We start from the raw sequence: 26160 nt of genomic DNA on the forward strand, positions 1-26160 counted from the left end.
AAGGCATGCCAGCGCCGGGCTTGGCCGAAAATCATGGTCGGGGCCTCTTGGAAAGTTTTGTGACTGCAACAATGGATCAGATGGGTGTCTTCGGCATCACCCTGCTGATGTTCCTCGAAAACATCTTTCCGCCGATTCCCTCCGAGCTGATCATGCCGTTGGCGGGGTATCGAGCAACCCAGGGCAATATCTCGATCCTCTCCGTCATCGTTGCCGGATCCCTCGGTTCCGTAGCAGGGGTCGTGCCCTGGTATTTTCTGGGGCGGCTTCTGGGAGAGAGGAAACTGATGAAGATCGCGGCCCGTTATGGACGCTGGCTCACCATGTCGCCTGCCAATGTGGAACACGCTGGCGATCACTTTCGCAAACACGGCAAGACGTCGGTGCTTCTCGGCAGGCTGGTGCCGACGGTGCGCACCCTGATCTCGGTGCCCGCTGGCATCGCTCGAATGCCATTCGCCTTATTTCTGCTCTACTCCGCCATCGGCAGCGTCATCTGGACCGCAGCGCTCGCCTTTGCGGGCTTTGGCCTGGGGCAGGCCTATGGCATGGTGAAAGATTACATCAACCCGGTTGCAACCGGCGTTCTCGTCGTCATGATCGCCGTCTATATTTACCGGGTTGCAACATTCAAAGCCTAGCGGCGACCCACGCCGAAGATATAAAGGGAGGCATCATGCCTGAACGCAATATCGTGCTGGTCGATCCACTACCACGCACGCTCGATCTCATCATGGAGCCGGATGTACGCGCGCGTCTGGACAGGCTGGGAGAGGTGATCGTCTCGGAAGAGCGGCAAATGCCGGATGGACAGGTGGATGCCCTATTGCCCGATACGGTGCTGATATTTGGCCAGACCGATATGCCGAGAGCGCGCCTTGATCGGGCGCCGAAACTCAAGGCCATCATCAACGTCGAATCCAATTTTATGCCGAACATCGACTATCAGGCGTGTGTGGAGCGTGGCATCTGGGTGATCACGCCAGCGTCTGCCTTTTCGTCGCCGGTGGCAGAGGCCTCGCTTGGCATGGCGCTCGATCTGGCCCGTGGCATTACGATTGCCGACAGGCAGTTTCGCGATGGTGTGGAGGAATACGGTCTTGCCGGAAACACGGATACGTTCCGGTACGCTGGTGCACCCATCGGGATCATCGGATTTGGAGACCTTGGCAAGGAACTTCGCGAGTTGACGCGACCCTTCAAGAACGAGGTTCATGTTTACGATCCCTGGCTGCCGAAGGAGATCATCGAACGTCTGGACTGCATTCCAAGTGCGCTGGACGATGTCTTTTCCAAGTGCCGGGTCGTCTACGTCTTTGCAAGTGTAACCAGTGAAAACGAGGGTTTCATCGGCAAACCCCAATTCGATCTGATGCAGCCGGGCTCCGCATTTCTGCTGATGAGCCGGGCCGCTGTCGTGGATTTCCCCGCCATGCTCGAGGCGGTCAAATCCGGCCATATCCGTGCCGCGACGGATGTGTTTCCGGATGAGCCGGTTGCGGCTGACGACCCGGTCCGCTCCATCCCAGGTTTGCTGCTTTCTGCCCATCGCAGCGGAGGCACACGCGATGCGTTCTACCAATTGGGGGCGATGGCGGTCGCAGATGCAGAACTCATCATGAAAGGCCTGCCACCACAGCTTTGCCGACGCGCAGACCCGGCGACGGCAAGCAGGCTGCGCTCCAAACCAGTCAGTGTTTCCTGACGTTTCCATCGAACCCGAAAACACCCTGGACCATCCGGCGCGGTCGCGCCTCATGGGTCAGGATCTGGCGGAACTTGCTGCGCGGGCGAGCCTGTCCGCAAGCTCGTTGCCGATGTGCCCCCGGTGGCCTTTGCACCAGGCAACGGCAAGCTGTTGGTGCTCCAGGAGATGCCGATCGAGCGCTGCCCACAATTCCCAGTCTGCGATGCGGCGGTTTCGGGCGCGGGAATTGGGATTGTAATGCTTCCAGCCATTGTTGCGCCAGATCGGCCGCCAGCGATTGCAACCTTCAACAACATGCATCGAATCCGACCAGATCGTGACCGGAACCGAGAGAATATTGTCGCTTGCCCATCGTGCGGCGTGCAGCGTTGCGACGACTTCCACCGCATTGTTGGTTGCGGCGGCCAAACTGCCAGACTGTGTGACGACAATATCTTCGCCTTCTATCACCACGAATGCCCATCCACCTTTTTTCGACACGACATCATAGGAGCCATCCACGTAGATATCGATAGGCTGCGCACGCACGAGACCGATGGTATCCGGCAGCAGAGACGTCTCATTATTGGTCACATCGAGGTCGCCATTTCGCAGTGTTGAGAAAGAGAGCCAGGGGGACAGCAACCCGTTCATGACTCCTCAATCCATTTGTAGTCTTGTAACTCTTTGACGTTTTCATACGTGCTTATGGAGCCACGGGCTATGCTCGCATTTATCGATCGTTACGTAAAAGAGGCGTGTTCCACAAACCGTTTCGAAACACGTCGCGATGTCCTGTTTTTTGCGCTGACGATCACGATCTACGTCACGATAGCTGCCGATGTTCTCAATATTCTGGCTCATTATACGTTGAATGCGCTTGGGCTGCTGCCATATGCCGTTGTTCCCGCAGCAACCGTCGGCGTCATCATCTCCACGCTCGTTGCGTCCAGTCTGACGTTCTCCATCGTCTATATCGTCGGCATTGCCATCCACCATCTGACAATCTCAAGAGCAACCTTCGAAAGATTGAGCCGCACCGACATGCTGTCCGGTCTGCTCAACAGACGGGCGTTTCTGGAGGAGGCCGTCCGCGCACCAGCCAACTCTTCGCTCATTCTGTTCGACATCGATAAATTCAAGTCCATCAATGATCGCTATGGCCACGATATCGGCGATCAGGCAATTGTCGCGGTGGCCAGCCAGCTTTCCGACATCTTTGCTCAAAGTCAGGCCGTTGCCCGGATTGGTGGAGAGGAATTTGCGGTGCTGGTCTCCGCGCTCAGCCGCACGGAGCGTCTGGCTCTGGCGCAACGCTGCGTGGAACTGATTGCTGCCAAACCATTCTCCGCAGGCGGCAAGGGCTTTCGCATTACCATCTCCGGCGGCGTTGCCGATCATGAAGATCATTCCACCTTCGAAACACTGTTCAAGGCATGCGACAAGGCACTTTATCTTGCCAAGGCATCCGGACGCAATCGTATCGTCCACAGCAGCGAGACGAAACCGCTCGAACGCCAGGACGGCAAACGCGCCACGCTTTAACTTTGCAGGCCAAACCGGCTCACAGGAAATGGATGACCTCCCCCGACCGGAGGGAGGTCATCTGTCATGTCATTCAGCGGCAATCGCGACCTGCCCAGCATTCAGCGCCATCAACCTTTTTGCAAGTGCAAGGCTTTCCGGCTGTTCGGCGCGGTAGCGACGACCGACTTCCATCATCAGCACGGTGTCGGGAAGAAATGTCAGTTCGGAGAAAATCCCTTCCCAATCCATATCCCCCCAGCCGAGCGGCATATGGAGATCTCCGATACCGAGCGCGGTATTTTCCTGAATATGGTGCGGTTTATAAAAGGCTTGCGGACGACCGAAGCTGTCATGCACATGCAGGTGCCCAGCTACCGGTGCCATGGCCCGCACCTCTTCACGGAAATTCAGACCGCGATAGGTGGATTCGATATAGGCGTGGCTGAAATCGATCAGCGCAACGAGATTGGGATGACCGATGGTTTTGACGGTCTGCGTAAGCTCGGTCGGTGTCTGGCGATACTGACCCAGTTCCGTCGTGAAGATATTTTCGAATGCGATGCGCACGCCATAGGGTTTGCAGAATTCAGCAAGTTCATGCAGAGCGTCGCGCTCCCGACTTTCGGCATCGGCGCGTTCTGCCAGTTGGTCGGCGCGCAGGCATCCGCCGTGCTGAACCAGAATACGCGCACCGATCCGGTCGCAGATGACGGCAAGCGCCTTGGCGGCATCGAGCTGGTAACGGCAGGTTGCCGGGTCCATGAAGTTCGATGAGACGAGGCCGTGGACGGTATAGCGGAAATCGAACTGCTTGGTGAGGGCAACGAGTCTCTCAGCCCGCTCCTCGACGATGCGCCCACCGGCGATGAGGTCGAGACTGGTCAGGCCCAGTTCGACCGTATCGACGCCGATATCTGCGAGCGCGCGCAGATCTTCTTCCAGACTTCCAAGCTCTCCGTCTGTGGAGCCAGCATTGAAACCGGTACCGATGATGTTACCCATATTCGTATTCCTTCTCAGGCAGGTTGCGTTTGGGATTGGATTTCGCGACATAGCCGCAGGGCAAGGTCGGGGCTGTCTGATGTCAGATGGCCTATTCCCCGCTCAAGCCACGGGCGGATCAGCGCCTCGTCGTTGAGCGTCCAGACACCGAGACGACCAAGCGGCAGATGTCGGGTGATGAGCGCCCATTCTGCGGACATCAGTTCATGATGAATGGCGACGATATCGGCCAGCCCGTCGACCGAGTGCAGAAAGCGCTCAAGCCCACCCTGCTTTTGCGCCCATTCGGCATTCACCGAAACGAGCCGCGCAATCTGTGGGGCAACCCGGCGGCACTCCTTCAGCACGGAAACGTCGAAGGATGTCAGGTGGCAGCGCGTGGACAGGCCGAAGCGCTCGATCTCCGCGACTACTTTTTCGGTGATGCCGGGATAAGGCCGGTTTGCTTCGTCGGATTTGATTTCGACATGCAGTTGCTTGCCACCGGCCTGCGCCAAAACCGCCAACACGTCCGCAAGCGTCGGCACGGTATCCGATGATCCCTCCAGATGCGTTGTCGCACGGGCATCGGATGTCAGCGCACGCACAGGTCCGGTTTTATCAGTTGTTCGGTCGAGCGTGGCATCGTGGATGACGACCAGTTCGCCCGCATCGGTCAGGTGCACATCGAACTCGATGGCGTCGATATCCAGTGCCAGCACGTTGCGGAAGCCGGTCAGCGAGTTTTCAGGCCAGATATTGCGGGCGCCACGATGGCCGACGATCTTTGTCATGGGTGATATCCTTGATTTATCGCAGTGTGGGATCGAGCTTGTCGCGCAACCAGTCACCGACCAGCGAGATGGAGAGTGTCGTCATCATGATGACGAAGGCCGGGGCCAGCATGATCCAGGGTGCACGGGTCAGATATTCGCGGCCGAAGCCCACCATGTTGCCGAGGCTGGTTTCCGGCGGCTGGACGCCGAGGCCCAGAAATGACAGTCCGCTTTCCATCAGGATGATTTCCGGGAAAGTCAGCGTCATGGAAACGATGAGCGTTGCGGCGACATTGGGCAGAATGTGGCGCATGTAAACGCGCCAAGGCGTGGCACCCAGTTGCACGACAGCCGAAGCATAGCCTTGCGCGCTGGCGGAAATGGCAAGCCCACGCGCGATGCGGGCGTAGCGTTCCCACCCGTAAAATCCCATCAGGCCAATCAGAAGCGGCATGGACGATCCGAAAAAGGCAAGAACCGCCAAAGACATGACGAGAAACGGTAGCGCCGCTTGAAAGTCGGCCAGCATGAGAACGAACTGCTCGACCACACCCCTGAATTTGGCGGCCGCAAAGCCGAGCGCCGTGCCGAAAACCGCTGAAATGATCGTCGCGCCGAAAGCGATGGTAAAGGACACGCGGATGGACTGAACAAGACGTGACAGCACGTCGCGTCCGAGTTCGTCCGTCCCCAGAAAATGCGCCGGGTTGCCCGGTAACGACAGACGCGCCCGCAAATCCATGGCGGTGATGCCATAGGGACGGATGGTATCTGCGAAGAAGGCAATCAGGACCATCGCCGCAAGCCAGGCTATGCCGAAGGCCACGGAGAAAGGCACTTTCCGCACTTGCCGGATGACGCGGGTGTAAAGGGAAACCTCGTGTGCCGGTGAACGAGTGGTGTCTGCAAGGGTCATCACGTCTATCCTCAATGGGCTGTCTGGCTGCGCAGGCGCGGGTCGAGCCAGCCGTAGAGCAGGTCCACGATCAGGTTCGAGACGACCATGGTGGCGGCGATGAGCAGCAGAATGCACTGCACGACGGCGAGGTCCCGGTTGGTGACCGAGACGACCAGCAGACGACCTATGCCGGGCCAGGAGAAAATCGATTCCACCACCACGGCGCCGGCGATCAGCGTGCCGACCATGAAGCCGACGATGGTGACGATGGGCACAGCGGCGTTAGGCAGCGCATGTCGCCAGACGACATCCTGCCACCGCATGCCCTTGGCGGATGCGGCGCGGATATAGGGTTGTCCCATCACCTCGATCATGGCGCTTCGTGAAAAGCGGGCGAGAATGCCGATACCGCCGATGCTCATGGTCAGCGTGGGAAGAATGCCGTGCTGCCAGGTGTCGTGGCCGCCGGATGGCAGAAGTCCCAGCGTGATCGAAAAGATCAACACCAGCAGCAGACCCATGACGAAGGACGGAATGGTAAAGCCGAAGATCGCGGCCAGAATGACGCCGCGATCCACCGCGCTCTGGCGATGAAGGGCCGCATAAACCCCTGCGGGAATACCGATCAACACCTTGAGGAAGAGTGCGGGGATCGTCAGTTGCAGGGTGGCGGGGATGCGCTCGATGACAAGCTGCATGGCGGACGCCTTGTCACGCATCGAGACGCCGAAATCACCTGTCAGGATCGACTTCATATAGGCGAAATATTGAATCCACAGTGGTTGATCGAGACCCCAGGCCTTGCGGAAGGCATCGACGGCCTCTTGCGGCACATCGGGGCCGAGCATGATCTGCGCGGGATCTCCCGACATGCGCAGAACAATGAAAGCGAATGTCATCACCGCGATGATGGTCACCAAGGCGCGGAGGAAGCGGACAGAAACGTAACGCAGCATGGGATATTCCTTACGCCGCAACCGGCTGATCTGCACTGGCCAGCAGATGGCAGGCAGCAGTGCGGCCAGCGGAGATCGGTCTCAGGGACGGAACGCTCGTGCGACAGAGGTCGACGGCGACGGGGCAGCGTGGGTGGAACGCACAACCGGATGGGCGGTTGGCCGGGTTCGGCGGCTCCCCTTGCAGGATCGTTCGGCCCTGAAGCAATTTGCCCGGCACCGGCACGCTGGAGACGAGCGCCTTCGTGTAGGGATGCAACGGCGTGGCGAAGATGACGTCGGACGATGCCTCCTCAACGATGCGACCCAGATACATGACGGCCACGCGGTCTGCGATGTTGCGAACGACCTTGAGATCGTGGCTGATGAAAACCATGGCGATATGGTTCTTCTCCTGCAGGTCGCGCAGCATGTTGACCACCTGCGCCTGGATCGACACGTCGAGCGCCGACACCGGCTCGTCGCAGACCAGAAGCTTGGGACGTGAAGCCAAGGCACGGGCAATGACGACACGCTGACGCTGGCCGCCGGAAAGCTCATGCGGATACGATCCTGCCTGATCCGGTCGCAGACCGACAGCAGACATCAGTTCGGCAACACGGGTTTGCCGATGCTCTTTGGGAACCAGATTATGGATGGCAAGCGGTTCACCGATCTGCTCGGCAATGGTCAGACGCCTGTCGAGGGCCGCAAGCGGGTCCTGATAGACGAGTTGCATCTTTGCCCGCAGTGCCCGCCATTCAGGCGTGCCGAGCTTCGGCATGGGTTGGCCTTCGAAACGCGTATGTCCCCATTGCGGCGGATCGATACCAAGAAGCATGCGGCCGAGCGTCGATTTGCCCGAGCCGGATTCCCCGACGATACCGAGCGTCTCTCCCGGCATGACATCAAGGTCGATGCCATCGACTGCGCGTACCGCTGCGGTCTTGCCGAACATGCCCTGGCGAACCTCATAGGTTCTGACGAGGTCTTTCGCCTCAAGAAGAGGCGCCGTCACGATACGGACTCCAGAACACGGGTTTCAGTCGCGGACTTGACGCCAACAGGATGATGGCACGAGAGCAGACGACGATCTTCCATGGCGATCAGGTTCGGCTGGCGTATGCGACAGTCCATCGCCACATTCACGCATCGGGGTGAAAACGCGCAGCCATGTGGCAGATCGCGCGGATGTGGCACCGTACCGGGGATAGGGATCAGCCGCGACCGTGGTCCATCCAGCCGCGGAATGGCATCGAACAGGCCGCGCGTGTAGGGATGCCTGGGATTGTCGAACAGCGTTGCAATGGGTCCCTGCTCCACGATGCGACCGGCATACATGACACAGGCGCGCTCACAGACCTGACTGACGGCACCCAGATCATGGCTGATGAAGATGGTCGCCATGCCGGTTTCGGCGCGAAGAGCAATCAGAAGATCGAGGATCTGGGCCTGTATCGTGGCATCCAGCGCAGTCGTCGGCTCGTCGGCCACCAGAAGATCAGGCTCTCCCGCCAAGGCCATGGCAATCATCAGGCGCTGGCATTGGCCACCGGAAAATTCATGCGGGAAGAGATCGAACCTGTTGCGGGCATCGGGAATGCCGACCATATCGAGAAGACGCAGCGCCTCGGTTTTGGCAGCATCGCCCATCAAGCCGCGATGAATGGCAAGCGTCTCGGTAATCTGCCTGCCGATCCTTAGGACCGGGTTGAGAGAGCTTGAGGGGTCCTGAAAGATCATGGCAATGCGTTTGCCGCGAATACCTTCCAATACAGAACGTGGCGCGCCCAGAATTTCCTTGCCGTCGATTTTGACGGAGCCTGAGACGGTTGCTTTGCCGGGAAGGAGTCCCAACGCTGCCAGCCATGTGACCGACTTGCCGCAACCGGATTCACCGACAAGGCCGATTGCCTCGCCGCGTGCGACATCAAGGTCGATACCGTGCAGCACCTGAATGCCGTCGAAAGCGACTTTGAGGCCGCGCAGTTCCACGAGATTGGAGGCCATAGGAGCTCATCTCCATTTCAGACATGAAAGACGCCGGCCGCATAAAGCGACCGGCGCAGAAGAGTATGAAGGTTCAGGAATTCCAGTTGGCGGTCCGGAAATCCATGGCGAAGGCAGGGGCAGCCTTCCATTTCAGCGACGATTTCATGCCGGTGAAGACGGCATTCTGGTGCAGGACCTGATAGGCAGGGTCTTCGCGCTCGCAGATTTCCAGCATGCGGGTGATGGCCTTTTTGCGAAGCGCATGGTCGGTGGAGGTTTCCAAGACAACGGAAAGCGTGTTCATCTCTTCGTTGACCCAGTCCTTCTTCTGCTGTGCCTCGCCGTTGGGGCCGAACTGCACGACCAGCGGCGTAATAGGATCGTTGATGGAGTTACCGGCCGACCAATCGCGAACGCCCTTGACGCCTTCGGGATCATGGATTTGCGCCCAGTTTTCCTTCATCTGGATCTCGACGTTGAGGCCAACCTGCTTCCACATCTCAACCATGATCTGGGCAGTCGCGGTCTGGTTGGTGTAGTAGTTGTTGAGCAGGCGATACGGGATGGGATCGCCCTTGTAACCGGCTTCCTTCAAAAGCTTCTGGGCGAGTTCCGGATTGAACTCCGGTGTCGTCCAGCCGTCCACGAACATATCCGTGGCCTTGAAGGATTCGAACTGCAGCCCTGCCGGGACAACGGTCTGGCCAGCCCAGAGCGCATCGACAATTGCCTGACGATCGATGGAGTGCGTCATGGCGCGGCGAACAAGAGGGCTCTTGAGAACAGGGTTCTGCGTATTGAAGGTGGAGATACGGTGGTTCCAGATGGTCGAATTCTGGACCTCAAGGCCTGGCGCTCCTTGAATGGCGGAAATCTGGTCAGGTGGCAGGTCGCAGGCAAAATCATATTCGCCCGACAACAAACCGTTGACGCGGGAGGCAACCTCGGGAACTTCAACGAAACGGATCTGCTGAAGTGGTGGACGGCCACCCCAATATTCGTCGAAGGCGGCGAGCGTCAGTGAAACGTCAGGCCGATAATCGGCAACCATATAGGGACCGGTCGTGACAGGCTTGCGCGCCCAGTCGATATAGGTCTTGGCTTCGTCCCAAGAGCGGCGGCTGGTGATCTGGCTGCCGAAGGAGTACAGGCGACCTTCGAGCGTCACGTCAGGGGTCGCATTGTGGAAACGAACCGTATATTTATCAATGACTTCGACACCCGCCAAAGCAGGCCAAAGACGACGACCGACACCGGGAACGATGGCGGGCAATTCCTTGGCCGTCACAGGCTTGTTGTCATCTTCGAAAACCGTCTTGCCGCCCTTCGGCTCGGTATTGCCGAACAGACGCTCTTTCGAAAACGAGAAGGCAACGTCTTCTGCCGTCAGTTCATCGCCATTGTGGAACTTCACGCCCTGACGCAGTTTAAGCTCCAACGTCTTGTCGTCGATACGCTTCCACTCGGTCGCCAGACCCGGGACCGGCCCCTGATCGCCCATCCAGTTGCGATTGATCAGGCCTTCCCACAGATTGGGGAAGAAAACACGTTCGCCGACATTCGACTGTTCGTTCCAGATATCCAGCGTGTTGTTGTTGGTGATCTTCTGAACGGCGATCGTCACGGATGGGCGAGCGCCCTGACTGAATGACATGCGCGGCAGCATGATGCTGCCAGCAGCAGCGGACATGAGCCCCAGCGCGTGGCGGCGGTTGATGGAAAGCATGGATCACTCCTGTATAAGCAAAGGACGATACGGACGCGCAGACACATGCGCAGCGCCGCAGGGCACCACGTCAGGTTCCGTTCAATTGGACTGTCGATGTCGTGTCGGGAAACGCAGAGATCAAATCTCTTTACCGGCTTCTCAACTTCGATTACCTCTAGGTTACAAATGTTACGCTGTTGTGACATTTGAGAGGGGGATCCTATGCCTCATCAGCAAAGCATGGTGCGCGCGTCGTGGCTCTACCACGTCGAGGGCTTGACGCAGGCCCAGATTGCAGAGCGCATGCTGTTGACCCGACGCAGGGTCAACGAGCTTCTGGCCGCAGCACTCGATCAGGGCGTGGTGAGGATCAGCTTCAACTCTCCTTTGACGGAAAATATTGAGCTGGAAGCTGAATTGAGACAGCGCTTCGGCCTCACGGATGTCGTCATCGTTCCGACACCAACGGACAAGAGCCAGATCGCAACCGTCATCGGCCGTGCAGCGGCGATGTATCTCGAGCGATTGATTCAGGCGAGTGAACCGGCATCACTGGGTGTGGGTTGGGGCGCGACGCTGCGGGAAACCGTGCACCACATGGCACCCGCCAATGCACCCGATGTGAAGGTGCGCTCGATGATGGGCGGACTGACACGCGGTTCCGAGATCAACACATTTGAAATCGTGCAACGTTTTGCAAAGGTGATGAGCGCCGAGTGCCATTATCTGGCAGCACCGATTTATGCCGATAGCCCCCGGTCGCGTGACACGATTGTCTCTCAACCCGTTTTTGACAGTCTTCTACAAGAGGCGACAGCTGTCGATATATCCATCCTCAGCGTCGGAGATGTGTCATCGGAATCGCTTCAGGTGCGTTACGGCCTGCCAGAAGGTACGGACATTGGCGATATTACATCCGCCGGCGCGGTGGGCGATCTCTTGGGTCGTTATCTCGACAAAAACGGGGTTGAAGTCGATCATCCGCTCAACCGACAGGTCATCTCGCCATCCATCGACGAGTATCGAAAAATTCCCACACGCATCATTGCATCGGGAGGCGACCACAAGAAGACCATCTTGAAAGCCTGCATGATCGCAGGCCTTGCCACGACACTGATTACCGACTCGGGCAACGCGCTTCATCTCCTCGAACGCGACGCTGAGTGAACAAAGCCGGACGCCCATGAAAACCAATTATCCGCTGATCGTCACGGCACATGTCGTTGACGCCGATCTCGCGCCATTCGCGGCACTTCGCGCGCAGCATTTTCCACCGGACAGAAATTTCCTCCACGCGCATGTCACCATGTTTCACCGGCTGCCCGGTGAACATATAGACGCCATTACGGATGTCCTGAGAACGGTTGCGGCGTCTACGAGACAGATCGAGGCCAACGTCAACGGCGTTCGACATCTGGGGTTCGGTGTCGCCTTCACCATTGACAGTGCGGAGCTTCAGGCCACCAGAGGCCAACTGAAAAGCAATTTTTCCCATTGGCTGAACCCGCAGGACACACAGCCATGGCGACCGCACATCACCGTTCAGAACAAAGTGTCAAAAACAGCGGCAGATACGCTGTTTCACGAACTGAAACAAGATTTCGAACCAAGCCGGCTGCGGGTGGTCGGCTTCGATCTGTGGGCATATCTTGGTGGCCCATGGCGGCTGGAAGCATCGCTAGACTTCCTATCGCTTGCCGAGGCATAGAGAACCGGCACCGGCGCCACCGGATCGCAGCCGGATGGCGATACGAACGACGCGAATTGCGCTGCCAACACCCAGATTGCGCAGAGTTCGGCGACAACGACGACACCCGGAACACGATACCCTGCGAAATAATCGCCCGCAGTTACACCAGCCCGGCTGTATGCCGGGCTTCTTTTACGAAGGCACCTCATCCCGTACCCTTGGTCCGATCAGCCATCGACCGTCTTGACTTGTCCGCATCTTGCGCTTTCCGAGTTCCACGCCGGTGACGGCATCTATTGCGAGCGGTCTAATATCGGCGCCTGTCTCTTCATCGACATAGCGCGCGACGCCACCGCCGCAGTGGCGTTGAGCCCACCCGCCGATCATCATCAGCACCGGCAGAAAATCACGGCCTGCTTCGGTCAAAACGTATTCTTCACGAGGTGGATGTTCGGAATAGAGGCGTTTTTCCAAAAGCCCGTCCTCCGTCAAAGCCTTTAAACGCTTTGTCAGCATAGTCGGGGCAATACCGAGGCTCTTCCTGAATTGGTCAAAGCGGGTGAGGCCCGTATGAGCATCTCGCAAAACGAGAATGCTCCATGAATCGCCGACAGATTGAAGGGCGCGTGCGACCGGGCAAAGAGGATTGGCGTTTTTTTCCATTTAATATCTTTTCGATAGTGACAAGGTATCAAAAAGATAGTAACACACTTTTACTGAATGATCCACACACAATGAAAGCAAACAAAATGAGCAACAGAGATAAGGGCACAGCGCTCGTTACCGGCGCCTCGTCCGGCATCGGACTTGTCACAGCACTGGCGCTGGTCAAGGCCGGATACCACGTGTTCGGCACGAGCCGGAAACCGGCGGCAGGAGGGCAAGGCTTCACCATGCTGGTTTGTGATGTGACGGACGACGCGTCGGTGAAAAGCGCGGTCGACGCCATTATCGCTCAAACCGGTCGCATCGACCTCGTCGTCAACAATGCCGGTATCGGCCTTCTGGGCGGCGCAGAGGAATCATCCATCGAGCAGGCCAAGCGTCTTTTCGACGTCAACGTCTTTGGTGTTGCCCGTGTCGTGAACGCTGTTGTTCCGATCATGCGCAAGCAAAAGAGCGGCCGCATCATCAACATGAGCTCAATCCTTGGCCTCATACCCTCGCCCTACAATGCCTACTATGCCTCGACCAAGCATGCCATCGAAGGTTATTCGGAATCCATCGATCATGAGATGCGCGCGTTCGGCGTCCGCGTCGTGCTGGTCGAGCCCGGCGTGACCCGCACCGCTTTTGAAGAAAATCTGACGCGCGTGGACCAACCCCTGCCCGTTTACGAAGCAGAGCGGCTGCGGAGCGAAAACCTGATGCGCACCTGGGTCGAAAAGGGTGATGATCCACAGGTCGTTGCAGATACTGTGGTCAAGGCCGCCTTGGCCAAAACTCCGAAGCTACGCTATTCCGCAGGCAAGCAGTCGGCCCAGGTTCGGACGCTGCGCCGCTTCATGCCGGAAAAAATGGTCGACAGGATCTTTCGGAAGGTCAACGGTTTTACCGCCTGATTTACCCCGCCCTCGCCCTCACATCGCTCCCAAAGAGCTTTTGTGCAGAAGCTTTGCCAGCCAGTCAACGAAGACACGGACCTTGTTTGTGACGTGTTTCGTTTGCGGGTAAACGATATAGATCGGCATCGGCTCCTGCTTCCATTCCGGCAGAACACGCACGAGGTTGCCTTTGGCCAACTCGTCCCGGATGGCAAAGGGGGCGAGTTGGCCGATGCCCATTCCGGCCAGAACTGCGTTCTGATAAGTACGGCTGTCATTGGCCGACACGATGTACCGCGGATTCACCTCCACGGAGCGTGCGCCGTTGTCAAAGGCGAAGGTCATGATGTGTCCGGTGGTGGCGTTGAGATAGCCGACACTATAATGGTCACCCTCCAGCTCTTCAGGTTCAAGCGGCATACCGAATCGTTCGATGTAAAGCGGCGAGGCGCATGTCACGAGATCGAGTTCGGAGACCTTGCGAGCAATCAGCGACTGGTCGCGCGGTGTTCCTACGCGTAGGGCGCAGTCCACATTTTCCGCAATGTAGTCCACCAGCCTGTCGCCCACACCGATATCGAGCCGGATGAGCGGGAAGCGTTCATGGAAATCGCACAGGTTGGGTATGATGATGTTATCGGCAAACGCGCCCGCCATCTCGACGCGAAGACGGCCCGATGGTTGGACATTAGCATTGGACAGGCTTGCATCCAGTTCATCGACTTCGGATAGGATCTGGATGGCACGTTCATAATACAACGCACCGTCGGTCGTCACCATGACCCTACGCGTGGTACGATTGATAAGCGTCGTGCGCAAATGCGCTTCGAGCGCCTGGATCATATTGGTAACAGTGGTTTTCGGCATATCCAACGCACTGGCGGCGCGTGTAAAATTACCGGTTTCCACCACCCGCGCAAAGACGCGCATTGCCGAAAGCTGATCCATCCGCGCCGTCTCCGATCCATATTATCCATAATTTTGGAATAGTGTTTTCATTTTTGCACGCTTGCGCGAACTCTTCCGAACAATCATACCTAATTCAGAAATGACTGCAAGAGCAGGTCCTTTTTTAAAACCTGCTGAGGAAATGCAATGAACACGCAGTGGCACACCATGGAGAGCAGCGGCACCAGCCAGCCACCTCTGTCGGTTCGTGTCTACAAGGGCGAAGGCGAAAACCGCGCCCCGCCGCTGGTCTTGTACCTGCGTGGCGGCTCGTTTCTGGAGCAAGGCGGTCAGTGCGCGGAGTTGCCGGTGGCAAGAGCGCTGGCGGACAGAGGTGCCGTGGTGATCGAAGCGGATTACAGCACCTCTTCGGACAACGAGTTTCCAGCTGTGATCGATTGTGCATTCGAAGCACTGGATCGCCTGAGCAACAACCGCAAGGATTATGGCAGCGCGAAATCGCTCTTGTTCGTGGCGGGTGAAGAGGCTGGCGGCAATGTGGCGGCGGGTTTGGCGCTGAAGGCGCGCGATCGAATGCCTGGAAAATTGGCGGGGCAGATTTTGCTATCGCCGATGATCGACCCACAGATGGCGTCCACGTCTTTTCGTGATGCCGACAAGATTGGCATGCGGCAACGCTGGGCCGAGGGCTGGAGCCACTATCTGGCAAAGGCCTGTGGGTTTGCCCACCCCTATGCAGCACCGTGCCAGTGTACGCGGCTCAACCACGTGGCACCGGCATTGATATTTACAGCCGAGGACGACCCTCTGCGCGACGAGACCGTGGATTATGCCGGTCGTTTGAGCGAAGCGGGGGTTCAGGTTCGGCAACATGTTTTCCCGACCGGTTCCGGCTGGACGGGGCTTTATCGTGGTGGAGGTGGCAAGTGGCTTTCGGCTGTTTGCACCGAGTTTACGGATTTCGTTCAAGACCTGAAGCAGTAGTATTTTTCGACATAACTGACCGGCTCCCGGTGGAGCCAAGGAGACACCCATGACGCTCAAGAACAAGCGCCGTGCCCTTGCGGGTGCTGGCTTAGGCCTTGCCGTGTCCGTTGCAGCGGCGGCATTTTTATTCGACCTTCCCATGTCAACCGGTGCCGTGGCGGCATCAGCGCAGGCGCAGGCACCGGCTATTCCGGTCACCGTCGCGGTTGTTGAAAGCCGTGACATTACCCACTGGGAACAGTTTTCCGGTCGTCTTGAAGCTGTCGAGCGGGTTCAGATCCGGTCGCGCGTTGCAGGTCAGATCCAGGCCGTTCACTTCCGCGAAGGCGCGCTGGTAAAGGCTGGCGACGCCCTCTTCACAATCGATCCTGCACCCTATCAAGCCACGGTCGCCGGTGCCGAAGCGCAGGTCGCCTCTGCTGAAGCAAAGGTGAGCCTGGCCAGAACAGAGCTTGAGCGCGGTCGCAGAATGTCCGACAATCGCACGATCTCGCAAAGCGACTTCGACCAGCGCCAAAGCAATGTTGCCGATGCCGAAGCGCAAGCGCGGGCAGCGCGGGCCGCGCTGACGACGGCCCAGCTCGACCTGAGCTATACCGAACTTCGCGCGCCGGTATCGGGCCGCGTCGGCAAGCTTGAAATCACCGTCGGCAACCTTGTCGCTGCCGGTTCGGCATCGCCGGCATTGACGACACTCGTTTCCGTCGACCCGATCTATGCGAGCTTCAACGCCAGCGAAGAGATGGTGGCGAAGGCTTTGTCGCAGCTTCCGGTTTCCGATGGCGCGCTTCAGGCTCTGGAGCAGATCCCCGTCGAGGTCGGCACGCTGGCCGACGAGGGAACGCCGATCAAGGGCACGTTGCATCTCGTCGACAATCAGGTCGATAGCGCAAGCGGCACTATTGGTGTCCGCGCCGTGTTCGCCAACACGGATGGACATCTGATCCCCGGCCAGTTCGTGCGGGTCCGCATGGGTGAGCCGAAGTCGGAAAACCGCATCGTCATCACCGATCGCGCCATCGGCACCGATCAGGACAAGAAATTCGTGTTCGTGGTGGATGGTGACAACAAGGTGAACTACCGGCAGATCAAGCCCGGCCCGTCTGCGGATGGTTTGCGCGTGGTTGAAAGCGGCCTAGCTGCTGGAGACAAGATCGTCGTCAACGGTCTTCAGCGCATCCGCCCAGGCGCCATCGTTGCCCCACAGATGGAAGAAAAAGTCGCGATATCGCAGTAAACATTCCGGCGGACCAGCTCCCAACGGCCCGCCGATCCATTGATCAGAACAGAAAAAGAAGACCTGCCGGTGGCGATTTGCCACTGGCGTGGTTTTCTGTATCCAGAATTCACCCGGAGAGGGCTACCTCATGAACATCTCCAGATTTTTTGTAGACCGGCCGGTTTTCGCTGGCGTCCTATCGGTCCTCATCGTCGTGGCGGGCCTCATCGGCATGCGCGCTTTGCCGATTTCCGAGTATCCGGATGTCGTGCCGCCATCCATCGTCGTGCGCGCAACCTATCCCGGCGCCAACCCGAAGGTCATCGCCGAAACGGTTGCCACGCCACTGGAAGAACAGATCAACGGCGTCGAAGACATGCTTTACATGTCCAGCCAGGCGACATCCGACGGCGTCATGACATTGACGGTGACGTTCAAACTGGGCACCGATCCCGACAAGGCCCAGCAGCTCGTTCAGAACCGCGTTTCGCAAGCCGAGCCTCGCCTGCCTGCCGAGGTCAGAAGTCTTGGCGTATCCACCGTCAAGAGCTCGCCCGACCTGATGATGGTCGTGCATCTGGTGTCACCCGGCAACCGGTATGACCTGACATATCTGCGCAACTACGCCGTGCTCAACATCAAGGACCGCTTGGCGCGCATCGAGGGTGTGGGACAGGTGCAGATCTTCGGCGCAGGCGATTATTCCATGCGGGTCTGGATCGATCCGCAGAAGGCTGCCGAACACAATCTGGCTGCCAGCGATATCAGCAATGCCATTCGCGAACAGAACGTCCAGGCCGCAGCTGGCACCATCGGTGCCTCGCCAAGCCTGACCGGCGTCGATCTTCAGCTCAACGTCAACGCCCAGGGCCGCCTTTCCACCCCGGAAGAGTTCGGCAACATCATCGTGAAAAGCGGCACGAACGGCGAAATCACCCGCCTGCGTGACGTTGCTCGCGTTGAACTTGGTGCCGCCGATTATGCTCTGCGTTCGCTGCTGGACGGCGAATCCGCCGTTGCCATTCCCGTCTTCCAGGCCCCAGGGTCCAACGCCATCACAATTTCCGATCAGGTGTCTGCCACCATGCAGGACTTGCAGAAGGCAATGCCACAGGGCGTGAAGTACGAGATCGTCTACGATACGACGCAGTTTGTCCGCGCCTCCATCGACAAGGTCATCGACACCCTGCTGGAAGCTATCGCGCTTGTCGTCATCGTCGTCATCCTCTTCCTCCAGACCTGGCGTGCCTCGATCATTCCGCTGATTGCCGTGCCTGTGTCGATCATCGGTACATTCGCGGTGATGTATGTCTTCGGCTTTTCGATCAACGCGCTCAGCCTTTTCGGGCTCGTGCTGGCCATCGGCATCGTCGTGGATGATGCTATCGTGGTGGTGGAAAACGTCGAACGAAACATCGAAAACGGCTTGTCTCCCCGGGACGCGACCTACCGCGCCATGAAGGAAGTGTCAGGCCCCATCATCGCCATCGCACTGGTGCTGGTTGCGGTGTTCGTGCCGCTTGCCTTCATCTCCGGCCTGTCGGGTCAGTTCTACCGCCAGTTCGCGTTGACCATTGCGATTTCCACAGTCATCTCGGCCATCAACTCGTTGACACTGTCTCCAGCCCTGGCAGCTCTGCTGCTGAAAGGCCACGACGCGCCGAAGGATTGGCTGACGCGTGGCATGGACAAGGTGCTTGGCGGCTTCTTCCGTGGCTTCAATCGCGCCTTTGGTGCAGCCTCGAATGGCTACGGTAAAAGTGTCGGCGGATTGCTCAACCGCAAGAGCATCGTGATGATCGTCTATGTGGTTCTCGCCGGCGCGACCTACGGCATGTTCAATGCGGTTCCAGGCGGCTTTGTGCCCGCCCAGGACAAGCAATATCTGATCGGCTTTGCGCAATTGCCGGATGCCGCCAGTCTTGATCGTACGGAAGATGTCATCAAGCGCATGAGCGATATCGCCATGAAACAACCGGGCGTCGAACATGCGATTGCGTTTCCGGGCCTGTCCATCAACGGCTTCACCAACAGCTCCAATGCAGGCGTGGTCTTCGTGGCTCTCAGCCCGTTCGAAGAGCGAACCACACCTGAATTGTCTGGCGGTGCCATTGCCATGGCGCTCAACCAGAAATTCGGTGCCGTTCAGGATGCCTTCATCGCCATGTTCCCGCCACCACCGGTCAATGGTCTCGGCACAACCGGCGGATTCAAGATGCAGATCGAGGACCGCGCCGGCTTCGGCTATCAGGTGCTGGATGAAGTGAACAAGGCCTTCCTTGCCAAAGCCTATCAGACACCGGAATTGGCAGGTCTGTTCTCCAGCTTCCAGATCAATGTGCCCCAGCTTTACGCCGATCTCGATCGCGCAAAGGCAGAGCAACTGGGTGTGTCCGTAACGGACGTGTTCGAGACGTTGCAGATCTATCTCGGCTCGCTGTACGTCAACGACTTCAACGCCTTTGGCCGCACCTATAGTGTGCGGGTGCAGGCTGATGCGAAGTTCCGTGCGCAGGCAGACGATATCGGCCAGTTGAAGGTGCGCTCGAGCAATGGCCAGATGATACCGCTGTCCGCACTTTTGAAGGTGGACGCCACGACGGGGCCGGAACGCACCACGCGTTACAACGGCTTCCTGTCGGCCGATATCAATGGTGGTCCGGCTCCCGGTTTCTCGACCGGCGAGGCACAGGCCGCCATCGAACGCATCGCCAACGAAACGCTGCCATCCGGCATCGCTTACGAGTGGACAGATCTGACCTATCAGCAGATCCTTGCCGGAAGCTCGGGTTTCCTGGTCTTCCCGCTGGCTCTGCTGCTGGTCTATCTGGTGCTGGCTGCGCAGTATGAAAGTCTGACCCTGCCGCTTGCGATCATCATGATCGTACCGATGGGTGTCTTGGCTGCGATGACCGGCGTCTGGCTGACGGGAGGTGACAACAACATCTTCACCCAGATTGGCCTCATCGTCCTTGTCGGTCTCTCGGCGAAAAACGCGATCCTGATCGTGGAGTTCGCCCGCGAACTGGAGTTCGAGGGGAGAACGCCTGTTGCCGCCGCCATCGAGGCGAGCCGTCTTCGCCTGCGCCCGATCCTGATGACGTCGCTTGCCTTCATCATGGGTGTGGTGCCGTTGGTTATTTCCACGGGTGCCGGTGCAGAAATGCGCTCAGCCATGGGTGTCGCGGTGTTCTCAGGTATGATCGGCGTCACGATCTTCGGTATCTTCATGACGCCGGTGTTCTACGTGTTGGTCCGCAAACTCGCAGGCAACCGCCCGCTCATCCAGCACAAGCCGGAAGAGGCCGCGAATACGGACTTCAAGATGGATAAGGCCGTGTAATCTCGCCTTCCTGAAACGGAAGCCCCAGGACGATGTTGTCCTGGGGCTTTTTTTCGTTTCTGGGACCATGAAAAGGACTGGACACCGGCCAAGCGACAGGTCAGGTTCGGTGCCTCTGTTGTCCGATCAGGACCAACCCTCGAAACAAGACGAGTAGCACACGTGCAATCACCCATTTCGATTGAGCAGGGCGTGAAGATGGCTGGTGTCGGGACGTTCCAGCGTCGGCTCTTCGTCATCTTTGGTCTCGTCTGGGCGGCGGACGCAATGCAGGTTCTGGCCATCGGCTTCACCGCGCCTTCCATCGCCAAAAGTTTTGGCATCACCGTACCGGAGGCGCTTCAGACCGGAACGATCTTCTTTCTGGGTATGTTGATTGGCGCCTTCGTCTTCGGACGACTTGCCGACCGCATCGGTCGACGCCCGGTTCTGTTTGCAGCCATCATCCTCGACGCCGTGTTCGGTGTGGCCTCGGCTTTTGCCCCAGACCTCCAGTGGCTCTATGTCGCGCGGTTTCTGACCGGCGTGGGTGTGGGCGGAACCCTGCCTGTCGACTATGCCATGATGGCGGAATTCCTGCCCACGGATCGGCGTGGACGCTGGCTTGTGTTGCTGGAAGGTTTCTGGGCCATCGGCACCGTCGCACTTGCAGTACTGGCGCTCGTCGCTGGAAGCCAAGGAGGCGAAGCATGGCGAACGATCTTTTTCGTCACGGGATTGCCAGCGCTGATCGGCATCGCATTACGGTTATATGTCCCGGAATCGCCTCTTTATCTCAATCGCCAGGGTCGCTCGGAAGAAGCAAGAGACGTGCTTCGGCGGGTTGCCAGAACCAACGGCGCCGCCGACGATATTCCACCGCTTCTGCCCCAAAGTCCTGAACGCAAATCCATCGGCGCCCTTTTGTCGCCCGAGCTACGCCGCCGTACGGTTTTTTTGATGCTGGCATGGATGCTGATCTCGATTTCCTACTACGGTGTTTTCGTCTACCTTCCGGTCAAACTGGCAAGCGACGGCTTCGGCTTCATGCGCGGTCAGGTGTTCCTCGTCATTCTGGCGATTGCACAACTCCCCGGTTATGCGCTTGCAGCTTACGGCGTCGAGCGATGGGGGCGCAGGCCGACCTTGATCGGTTTTCTGTTTCTGAGTGCGGCAGGCACACTTGCCTATGGCCTGGGACAAAGCGTCGAAATCGTCGTGGCAGCATCTTTGCTCATGAGCTTTGCGTTGCTTGGCACGTGGGGCGCGATCTATGCTTTCACCCCGGAAATCTACCCGACAAGCCTGCGGGCAAGCGGCATGGGCACGGCGGGTTCGATCGCCCGCTTTGGCGGACTTCTGGCGCCATCCATCGTGGCGCCGGTTATGGCGTCCAGCTTCGGGCTGGCACTTGGCGTGATCTCAGGCCTGTTGCTCCTGGCAGCTTTCAGCGTCTGGTTGATCGATGCTGAAAGCCGCAACGAGGCTTTGGCCTAACCGATCAGTTTCGGTGGCGCAGGCTCCAGATGACCGACCAAGGACCGAGGTTCAAATCTTCCGTCTGACCAGAGGTGAAAATCCGGTGGCTGTCTTCCGGGATATCTCTGGCCGCTGCTTGGACGCCAGACAGATTTGCGACGAGCCGGAGCTCCGCGCCATCCGCCGACGTCCACACCGCTGTGACGACACCACTCTCAGTCTGGAACGTGCCTGGACCCAGATGCATCGCTTTCAGCAACGGGACGACGTGCCGGTGCCGGATATCGATCAACGAGCGATAGAACGCAAGCATCTCTGCACCGTCGCGGCTCTCGGCTCGAGACCAATCCAGCTTTGCGGAGGCGAAGGTTTCGTACGCGACGGGGTCGGAGACGTTGTCGCCATCGAAACCCGGCAGGCGGGATAGTTCTTCACGTCTACCCTTGCGCACCTTCTCGTTCAGTTCGTCATCGAATTCGCAGAAAAACGGAAAAGGCTCCTGAGCGCCCCATTCCTCACCCATGAAGAGCATCGGGATTTGCGGTGCCAGAAGGCAGACCGCCGCGATGGCCTTGAGCGGTTCAGGCGCCGTATAGGACGACATTCTGTCGCCATTTGCCCGGTTTCCAACCTGGTCGTGGTTTTGGGTGAAGGAGATGAAAGCCGTCGGCGGTAAGTTGCGTGTGGATTTGCCACGCTCTTCGCCGCGATAGGGCATGTGCTGGCCCTGAAACACAAAACCTTCCGCCAAGGCACGACCGAGATTGTCCTCGTCTCCAACATAGTCCTGATAGTAGCCGAAGGTTTCACCGGTTGCCGCGATGTGCAGCACATGGTGGATGTCGTCGTTCCATTGCGCGGTGAAATGCTTCGCGCCGCCGCCATCCTCCCGCGCCAGAAGATCACTGTTGTTATCCTCGTTTTCAACAATCAGATGAACGTGTCGAGACCCGGCCGCCTGTCTCACACGTCTGGACAGCTCGTGAAGCACGTGCTCTTCGCTATCGTCCTTGATCGCGTGGACGGCATCCAGCCGCAGGCCATCCAGCCGGAACTGCGTGATCCAGTAGATCGCGTTCTGAATCACGAATTCCCGGATAGGCTTGCCACCCTTGTCGTCGTAATTGATGCCCTTGCCCCACGGCGTCATGTGGTGATCGGTAAACAGCGGCGCATAGTTCGGCATGTAATTGCCATCGGGCCCGAAGTGATTATAGACCACGTCCAGAAACACGCAGAGGCCCCGTTCATGGGCTGCGTCCACCAGCGCCATCAGATCTTCCGGGCGACCGTAGCTGCTGTCCGGGGCATAGGGTAGGACACCGTCATAGCCCCAGCCGTACCGACCGGGAAAATCACTGAGCGGCATCAACTGGATGGCGGTCACGCCCAGCGTCTGCAGATGATCAAGCTTATCGATGGCCGCCAGAAAACTGCCGTCCTGTGTGAACGTGCCAAGGTGCAGTTCATAAATGACCATCTCTTCCCAAGGGCGACCGGACCATTCTCCGGTTTTCCAGATGTAGCCGTTGAGATCAACGACTTCGCTCGGGCCGTGCACATCCTGGGGCTGAAACCGCGACGCCGGGTCAGGAACGGTGAGACCATCCGGCTGCTTGAAACGATACTGCGCGCCAGCACCCACGCTGGGCAGCTGGCAATGGTGCCATCCGCCATCGACAGCCTGCATCACATGCTGCTCGCCGGTTTCAAGCTGCAACATCATGCTGGGTTGCAGCGGTGCCCAAATGCGGAAAAGCGTTGCGTTGTTGAGAATGAGTGGCCCGAAATCAAAATTTTCTGACAAAAATCTGGCGCCTCTAATAGAGCTGGGACTATGGATTTAACTGTGACGTGAGAAAAAAGTTCAACAGGTGCGTAAGCTTCTTTGCGACAGATTACGCCAATCTCCGTCTCCTCACGTGGAACCAGATCGTTGCGTTACGGTTTCGGACTCATAGTCCCACTGGAAGCCCCGCATGACCATTCCCACAGCCACCTATCGTCTTCAGTTTCGCAACGGCATGACCTTCGATCGCGCAGCAGCGATCGTGCCCTATCTCAAACAACTGGGTATCAGCCATCTCTACGCCTCGCCGATCTTCACCGCCACCAGTGGTTCAACGCATGGCTACGACGTGACCGATGCCAACGAGATCGATCCGGCCATTGGTGGACGGGCGGGGTTTGACCGGCTGGTGAAGGCGCTGAAGGCTGTCGAGATTGGCCTCATCCTCGATATCGTACCCAACCATATGGCGGCATCCTTAGAAAACCCCTGGTGGGCAGATGTCGTCGAACATGGCGAGCAAAGTGCCTACGCGCGGCACTTCGACATCGACTGGAGCCGCCGCCTGACCCTGCCGGTGCTCGGCGAGGATTTCGATCAGGTGCTGGAGGCTGGCGACATATCGATCGAGCTCGACACTGCTACAGGCAAACCAGCACTGCGCTGCTATGAGACCCATTATCCTCTTTCGGTCGCGTCCTATGTGGGGCGGCAAGCGCAAATCGTCCATACGTCGGACAAGGCCCTGATTTCCCAACTGCACGACGCGCAGCCATACAGATTGATGAATTGGCGCGATGCCAGCAGCGCGCTATCGTATCGACGGTTCTTCGAGGTCACGGGGCTGGCGGGCGTACGGATCGAAGATGCATCCGTTTACGAGGACTCGCACCAACTGATTTTCGAACTGGTTCGCAACGGAGACGTCGACGGTCTGCGCATCGACCACGTTGATGGTCTGGCCGATCCGAATGAGTATTTGGAGCGCCTGCGCAAGGACGTTGGCCCCGACTGCTACCTCACGGTCGAAAAGATTCTGGGTGAAGGCGAAACGTTGCCGTCGGAATGGCCCGTATCGGGAACGACGGGCTACGAATTTATTGCCGCATTGAGCGATGTCTTCGTGGATGGCGACACGCTGTCAAATTTACGCAGCGCGTATGAAATCACCATCGGCAAGCCGCTTGATGTCACAGACGAACTCCGCTCGGCAAAACTCCTGATGGTCGATAAGAATTTTGCCGGAGAGTTTTCGACGCTGCTGCGCTTGGCCATGGACATCCTCGCCGCGCAGAGCGCATCGGCGGAGGTGAATGAAGGGGATGTGCGTTGCGCCCTGCGCGAACTCGTCGTCTCGTTCCCCGTTTACCGAACCTATGGCACACCTGCGGGCATGTCGGAGGAAAGCCAAAGCGTTCTGGCAGATGTCGTGGATAGCATTGAAAAAAGCGAATTTGCCCCCGATCCGGATGCCCTCCACAGGCTGCAAAATATCCTCACCGGTCAAATATCGGACCAAACCGGCAAATCTTCGGAACTCAGAACCCGTTTCCAGCAACTGACTGGCCCGCTGATGGCGAAATCTGTCGAGGACACGCTGTTTTACCGGCAGAACATGGCACTGGCACTCAACGAGGTCGGCGCAGAGCCCTTGCCAAGGGTCTATTCGGTTGACCGCTTCCACGCGGAAATGAAACACCGGTTGGAAACGCAGCCGGATGCGCTGTCCACAACATCCACGCATGACACAAAACGCGGAGAAGACGCGCGCGCGCGACTTTACGCGATCAGCGAAGCCCCTGACCTCTGGCATAGCTGTGTGAAGCGCTGGTGCGATCTGAACGCCCCTTTCAGGACAACGATCAATGACGGCGTGGCTCCTGAACCCCTCATCGAGTGGATGCTGTACCAGGCCCTGGCTGGTGCCTGGCCTCACACTTTACAGCCCACCGACAGCGTCGGTTTGAACGCTCTCGAAGCACGCTTCATTCCCTATGTGGAAAAGGCGCTGCGCGAGGCAAAATTGCGTACGAACTGGGGAGACAGCAACGAACTCTATGAAGACGCCGTTCTGAATTACGCCCGCAATCTTTTGTCTCCAGACAATCATGTCTTCCTCAACGATTTCACACAGACGCTTGAGCCGTTTATCAAGGCCGGTTCATCGAACAGCCTTGCGCAAACCGTCATAAAACTCACCGCCCCGGGGGTCCCCGACATCTATCAGGGCTGCGAGGGTTTCGATCTCAGCCTTGTCGACCCCGACAACCGCCGCGAACCGGACTTCGAAGCATTGTCGGCTCAGTTATCAGCACTTCCGGACAATCTGAATGAAGTGGAAGATCCCTGCGAACCGAAGGTGAAACAACACATTATCAAACTGCTTCTGGCGTTGCGGAGCCAAGCATCTGATCTCTTCCTAAAAGGCGATTACCTGCCGCTCGACGTAACCGGTCAGAGCGCTTCGCATCTGGTCGCCTTTGCCAGATCGACGAAGAACGCCGCCGTTATCGTCATCGTCCCCCGGCTCGCCATGACCGCAATCACAAACGCCCATTCTCTCGGGAACGCTGCGCATATCCATCTCCCGTCAAGCTTAGCGAACAGCAGGTATGTTGATGTGCTGACAGGTAAGGCGTTCGATCTCAGCGACGGCATCGATGCTACGGAGGTAACAGGCGGCCACGGCTTTGCCGTTTTACGACGGGGGTAGTGTT

Annotated in this window: 22 protein-coding genes; 11 read left to right on the forward strand and 11 right to left on the reverse strand. The window is 58.2% G+C overall.

Annotation, left to right across the window (positions count from 1 at the left end):
• Positions 1-59: 59 nt before the first annotated feature.
• Both RMR21_RS14925 and RMR21_RS14930 read left to right on the forward strand, forming a co-directional pair.
• Positions 60-641: a DedA family protein gene (locus tag RMR21_RS14925; protein ID WP_498670259.1), complete on the forward strand. Its 582-nt coding sequence runs from the start codon at positions 60-62 to the stop codon at positions 639-641.
• 35 nt (positions 642-676) lie between these two features.
• Positions 677-1705 carry a hydroxyacid dehydrogenase gene (locus RMR21_RS14930; RefSeq protein ID WP_498670260.1) on the forward strand — a complete coding sequence of 343 codons (1029 nt, stop codon included), beginning with the start codon at positions 677-679 and terminating at the stop codon, positions 1703-1705.
• 57 nt (positions 1706-1762) lie between these two features.
• Here RMR21_RS14930 and RMR21_RS14935 read toward each other — a convergent pair whose 3' ends face one another.
• A complete protein-coding gene (locus RMR21_RS14935; protein WP_498670261.1) occupies positions 1763-2341 on the reverse strand; it encodes a ribonuclease H family protein in 579 nt (192 codons plus the stop codon).
• 69 nt (positions 2342-2410) lie between these two features.
• Between RMR21_RS14935 and RMR21_RS14940 the strand changes: the two genes are divergently transcribed.
• Complete coding sequence (locus RMR21_RS14940; RefSeq protein WP_498670262.1) at positions 2411-3232, forward strand: GGDEF domain-containing protein; 822 nt, start codon at positions 2411-2413, stop codon at positions 3230-3232.
• A 69-nt stretch (positions 3233-3301) separates the two neighbouring features.
• On the opposite strand, the gene RMR21_RS14945 is transcribed toward RMR21_RS14940, so the two are convergent.
• From RMR21_RS14945 to RMR21_RS14975, 7 genes are all read right to left on the reverse strand, one after another.
• Positions 3302-4216 carry a TIM barrel protein gene (locus RMR21_RS14945; RefSeq protein WP_498670263.1) on the reverse strand — a complete coding sequence of 305 codons (915 nt, stop codon included), beginning with the start codon at positions 4214-4216 and terminating at the stop codon, positions 3302-3304.
• A 14-nt stretch (positions 4217-4230) separates the two neighbouring features.
• Positions 4231-4989, reverse strand: a complete 759-nt coding sequence (locus tag RMR21_RS14950; RefSeq protein WP_498670264.1) for a glycerophosphodiester phosphodiesterase family protein — start codon at positions 4987-4989, stop codon at positions 4231-4233.
• Between the two features lie 16 nt (positions 4990-5005).
• The gene (locus tag RMR21_RS14955; protein WP_498670265.1) at positions 5006-5887 is read right to left on the reverse strand and encodes an ABC transporter permease; all 882 of its coding nucleotides are present in this window, start codon (positions 5885-5887) and stop codon (positions 5006-5008) included.
• Between the two features lie 11 nt (positions 5888-5898).
• Complete coding sequence (locus RMR21_RS14960; RefSeq protein ID WP_498670266.1) at positions 5899-6825, reverse strand: ABC transporter permease; 927 nt, start codon at positions 6823-6825, stop codon at positions 5899-5901.
• A gap of 10 nt (positions 6826-6835) precedes the next feature.
• The gene (locus RMR21_RS14965; protein ID WP_498671709.1) at positions 6836-7762 is read right to left on the reverse strand and encodes an ABC transporter ATP-binding protein; all 927 of its coding nucleotides are present in this window, start codon (positions 7760-7762) and stop codon (positions 6836-6838) included.
• A gap of 56 nt (positions 7763-7818) precedes the next feature.
• Complete coding sequence (locus RMR21_RS14970; protein WP_498670267.1) at positions 7819-8814, reverse strand: ABC transporter ATP-binding protein; 996 nt, start codon at positions 8812-8814, stop codon at positions 7819-7821.
• A 73-nt stretch (positions 8815-8887) separates the two neighbouring features.
• Positions 8888-10522, reverse strand: a complete 1635-nt coding sequence (locus RMR21_RS14975) for an ABC transporter substrate-binding protein (RefSeq protein ID WP_498670268.1) — start codon at positions 10520-10522, stop codon at positions 8888-8890.
• A gap of 204 nt (positions 10523-10726) precedes the next feature.
• Between RMR21_RS14975 and RMR21_RS14980 the strand changes: the two genes are divergently transcribed.
• Positions 10727-11671, forward strand: coding sequence for a sugar-binding transcriptional regulator (locus RMR21_RS14980; RefSeq protein WP_498670269.1), 945 nt, complete (start codon positions 10727-10729; stop codon positions 11669-11671).
• Positions 11672-11687: 16 nt separating this feature from the next.
• The gene (locus RMR21_RS14985) at positions 11688-12212 is read left to right on the forward strand and encodes a 2'-5' RNA ligase family protein (protein ID WP_498670270.1); all 525 of its coding nucleotides are present in this window, start codon (positions 11688-11690) and stop codon (positions 12210-12212) included.
• Between the two features lie 174 nt (positions 12213-12386).
• Here RMR21_RS14985 and RMR21_RS14990 read toward each other — a convergent pair whose 3' ends face one another.
• Entirely contained in the window at positions 12387-12857 is a 471-nt protein-coding gene (locus RMR21_RS14990) for a winged helix-turn-helix transcriptional regulator (RefSeq protein ID WP_498670271.1), read from the reverse strand.
• A gap of 86 nt (positions 12858-12943) precedes the next feature.
• Here RMR21_RS14990 and RMR21_RS14995 point away from each other — a divergent pair, with 86 nt between their 5' ends.
• A complete protein-coding gene (locus RMR21_RS14995; protein WP_498670272.1) occupies positions 12944-13756 on the forward strand; it encodes an oxidoreductase in 813 nt (270 codons plus the stop codon).
• Between the two features lie 18 nt (positions 13757-13774).
• On the opposite strand, the gene RMR21_RS15000 is transcribed toward RMR21_RS14995, so the two are convergent.
• Complete coding sequence (locus RMR21_RS15000; protein ID WP_498670273.1) at positions 13775-14686, reverse strand: LysR family transcriptional regulator; 912 nt, start codon at positions 14684-14686, stop codon at positions 13775-13777.
• Between the two features lie 147 nt (positions 14687-14833).
• Here RMR21_RS15000 and RMR21_RS15005 point away from each other — a divergent pair, with 147 nt between their 5' ends.
• The 4 genes from RMR21_RS15005 (at position 14834) to RMR21_RS15020 (ending at position 21672) form a co-directional block, all read left to right on the forward strand.
• The gene (locus RMR21_RS15005; RefSeq protein ID WP_498670274.1) at positions 14834-15631 is read left to right on the forward strand and encodes an alpha/beta hydrolase fold domain-containing protein; all 798 of its coding nucleotides are present in this window, start codon (positions 14834-14836) and stop codon (positions 15629-15631) included.
• A 49-nt stretch (positions 15632-15680) separates the two neighbouring features.
• Entirely contained in the window at positions 15681-16871 is a 1191-nt protein-coding gene (locus RMR21_RS15010) for an efflux RND transporter periplasmic adaptor subunit (protein WP_498670275.1), read from the forward strand.
• A gap of 130 nt (positions 16872-17001) precedes the next feature.
• Positions 17002-20196, forward strand: coding sequence for an efflux RND transporter permease subunit (locus RMR21_RS15015; protein WP_498670276.1), 3195 nt, complete (start codon positions 17002-17004; stop codon positions 20194-20196).
• A 162-nt stretch (positions 20197-20358) separates the two neighbouring features.
• Entirely contained in the window at positions 20359-21672 is a 1314-nt protein-coding gene (locus RMR21_RS15020) for an MFS transporter (protein ID WP_498670277.1), read from the forward strand.
• Positions 21673-21676: 4 nt separating this feature from the next.
• On the opposite strand, the gene treZ is transcribed toward RMR21_RS15020, so the two are convergent.
• Positions 21677-23461: a malto-oligosyltrehalose trehalohydrolase gene (gene treZ / locus RMR21_RS15025; protein WP_498670278.1), complete on the reverse strand. Its 1785-nt coding sequence runs from the start codon at positions 23459-23461 to the stop codon at positions 21677-21679.
• A 172-nt stretch (positions 23462-23633) separates the two neighbouring features.
• On the opposite strand from treZ, the gene treY reads away from it, so the two are divergent.
• Positions 23634-26156 carry a malto-oligosyltrehalose synthase gene (gene treY, locus RMR21_RS15030; RefSeq protein ID WP_498670279.1) on the forward strand — a complete coding sequence of 841 codons (2523 nt, stop codon included), beginning with the start codon at positions 23634-23636 and terminating at the stop codon, positions 26154-26156.
• Positions 26157-26160: the final 4 nt, after the last annotated feature.

Origin of the sequence: Agrobacterium sp. rho-8.1, assembly GCF_033957725.1 — a bacterium.
In the GTDB taxonomy this organism is placed as follows: Bacteria; Pseudomonadota; Alphaproteobacteria; order Rhizobiales; family Rhizobiaceae; genus Agrobacterium.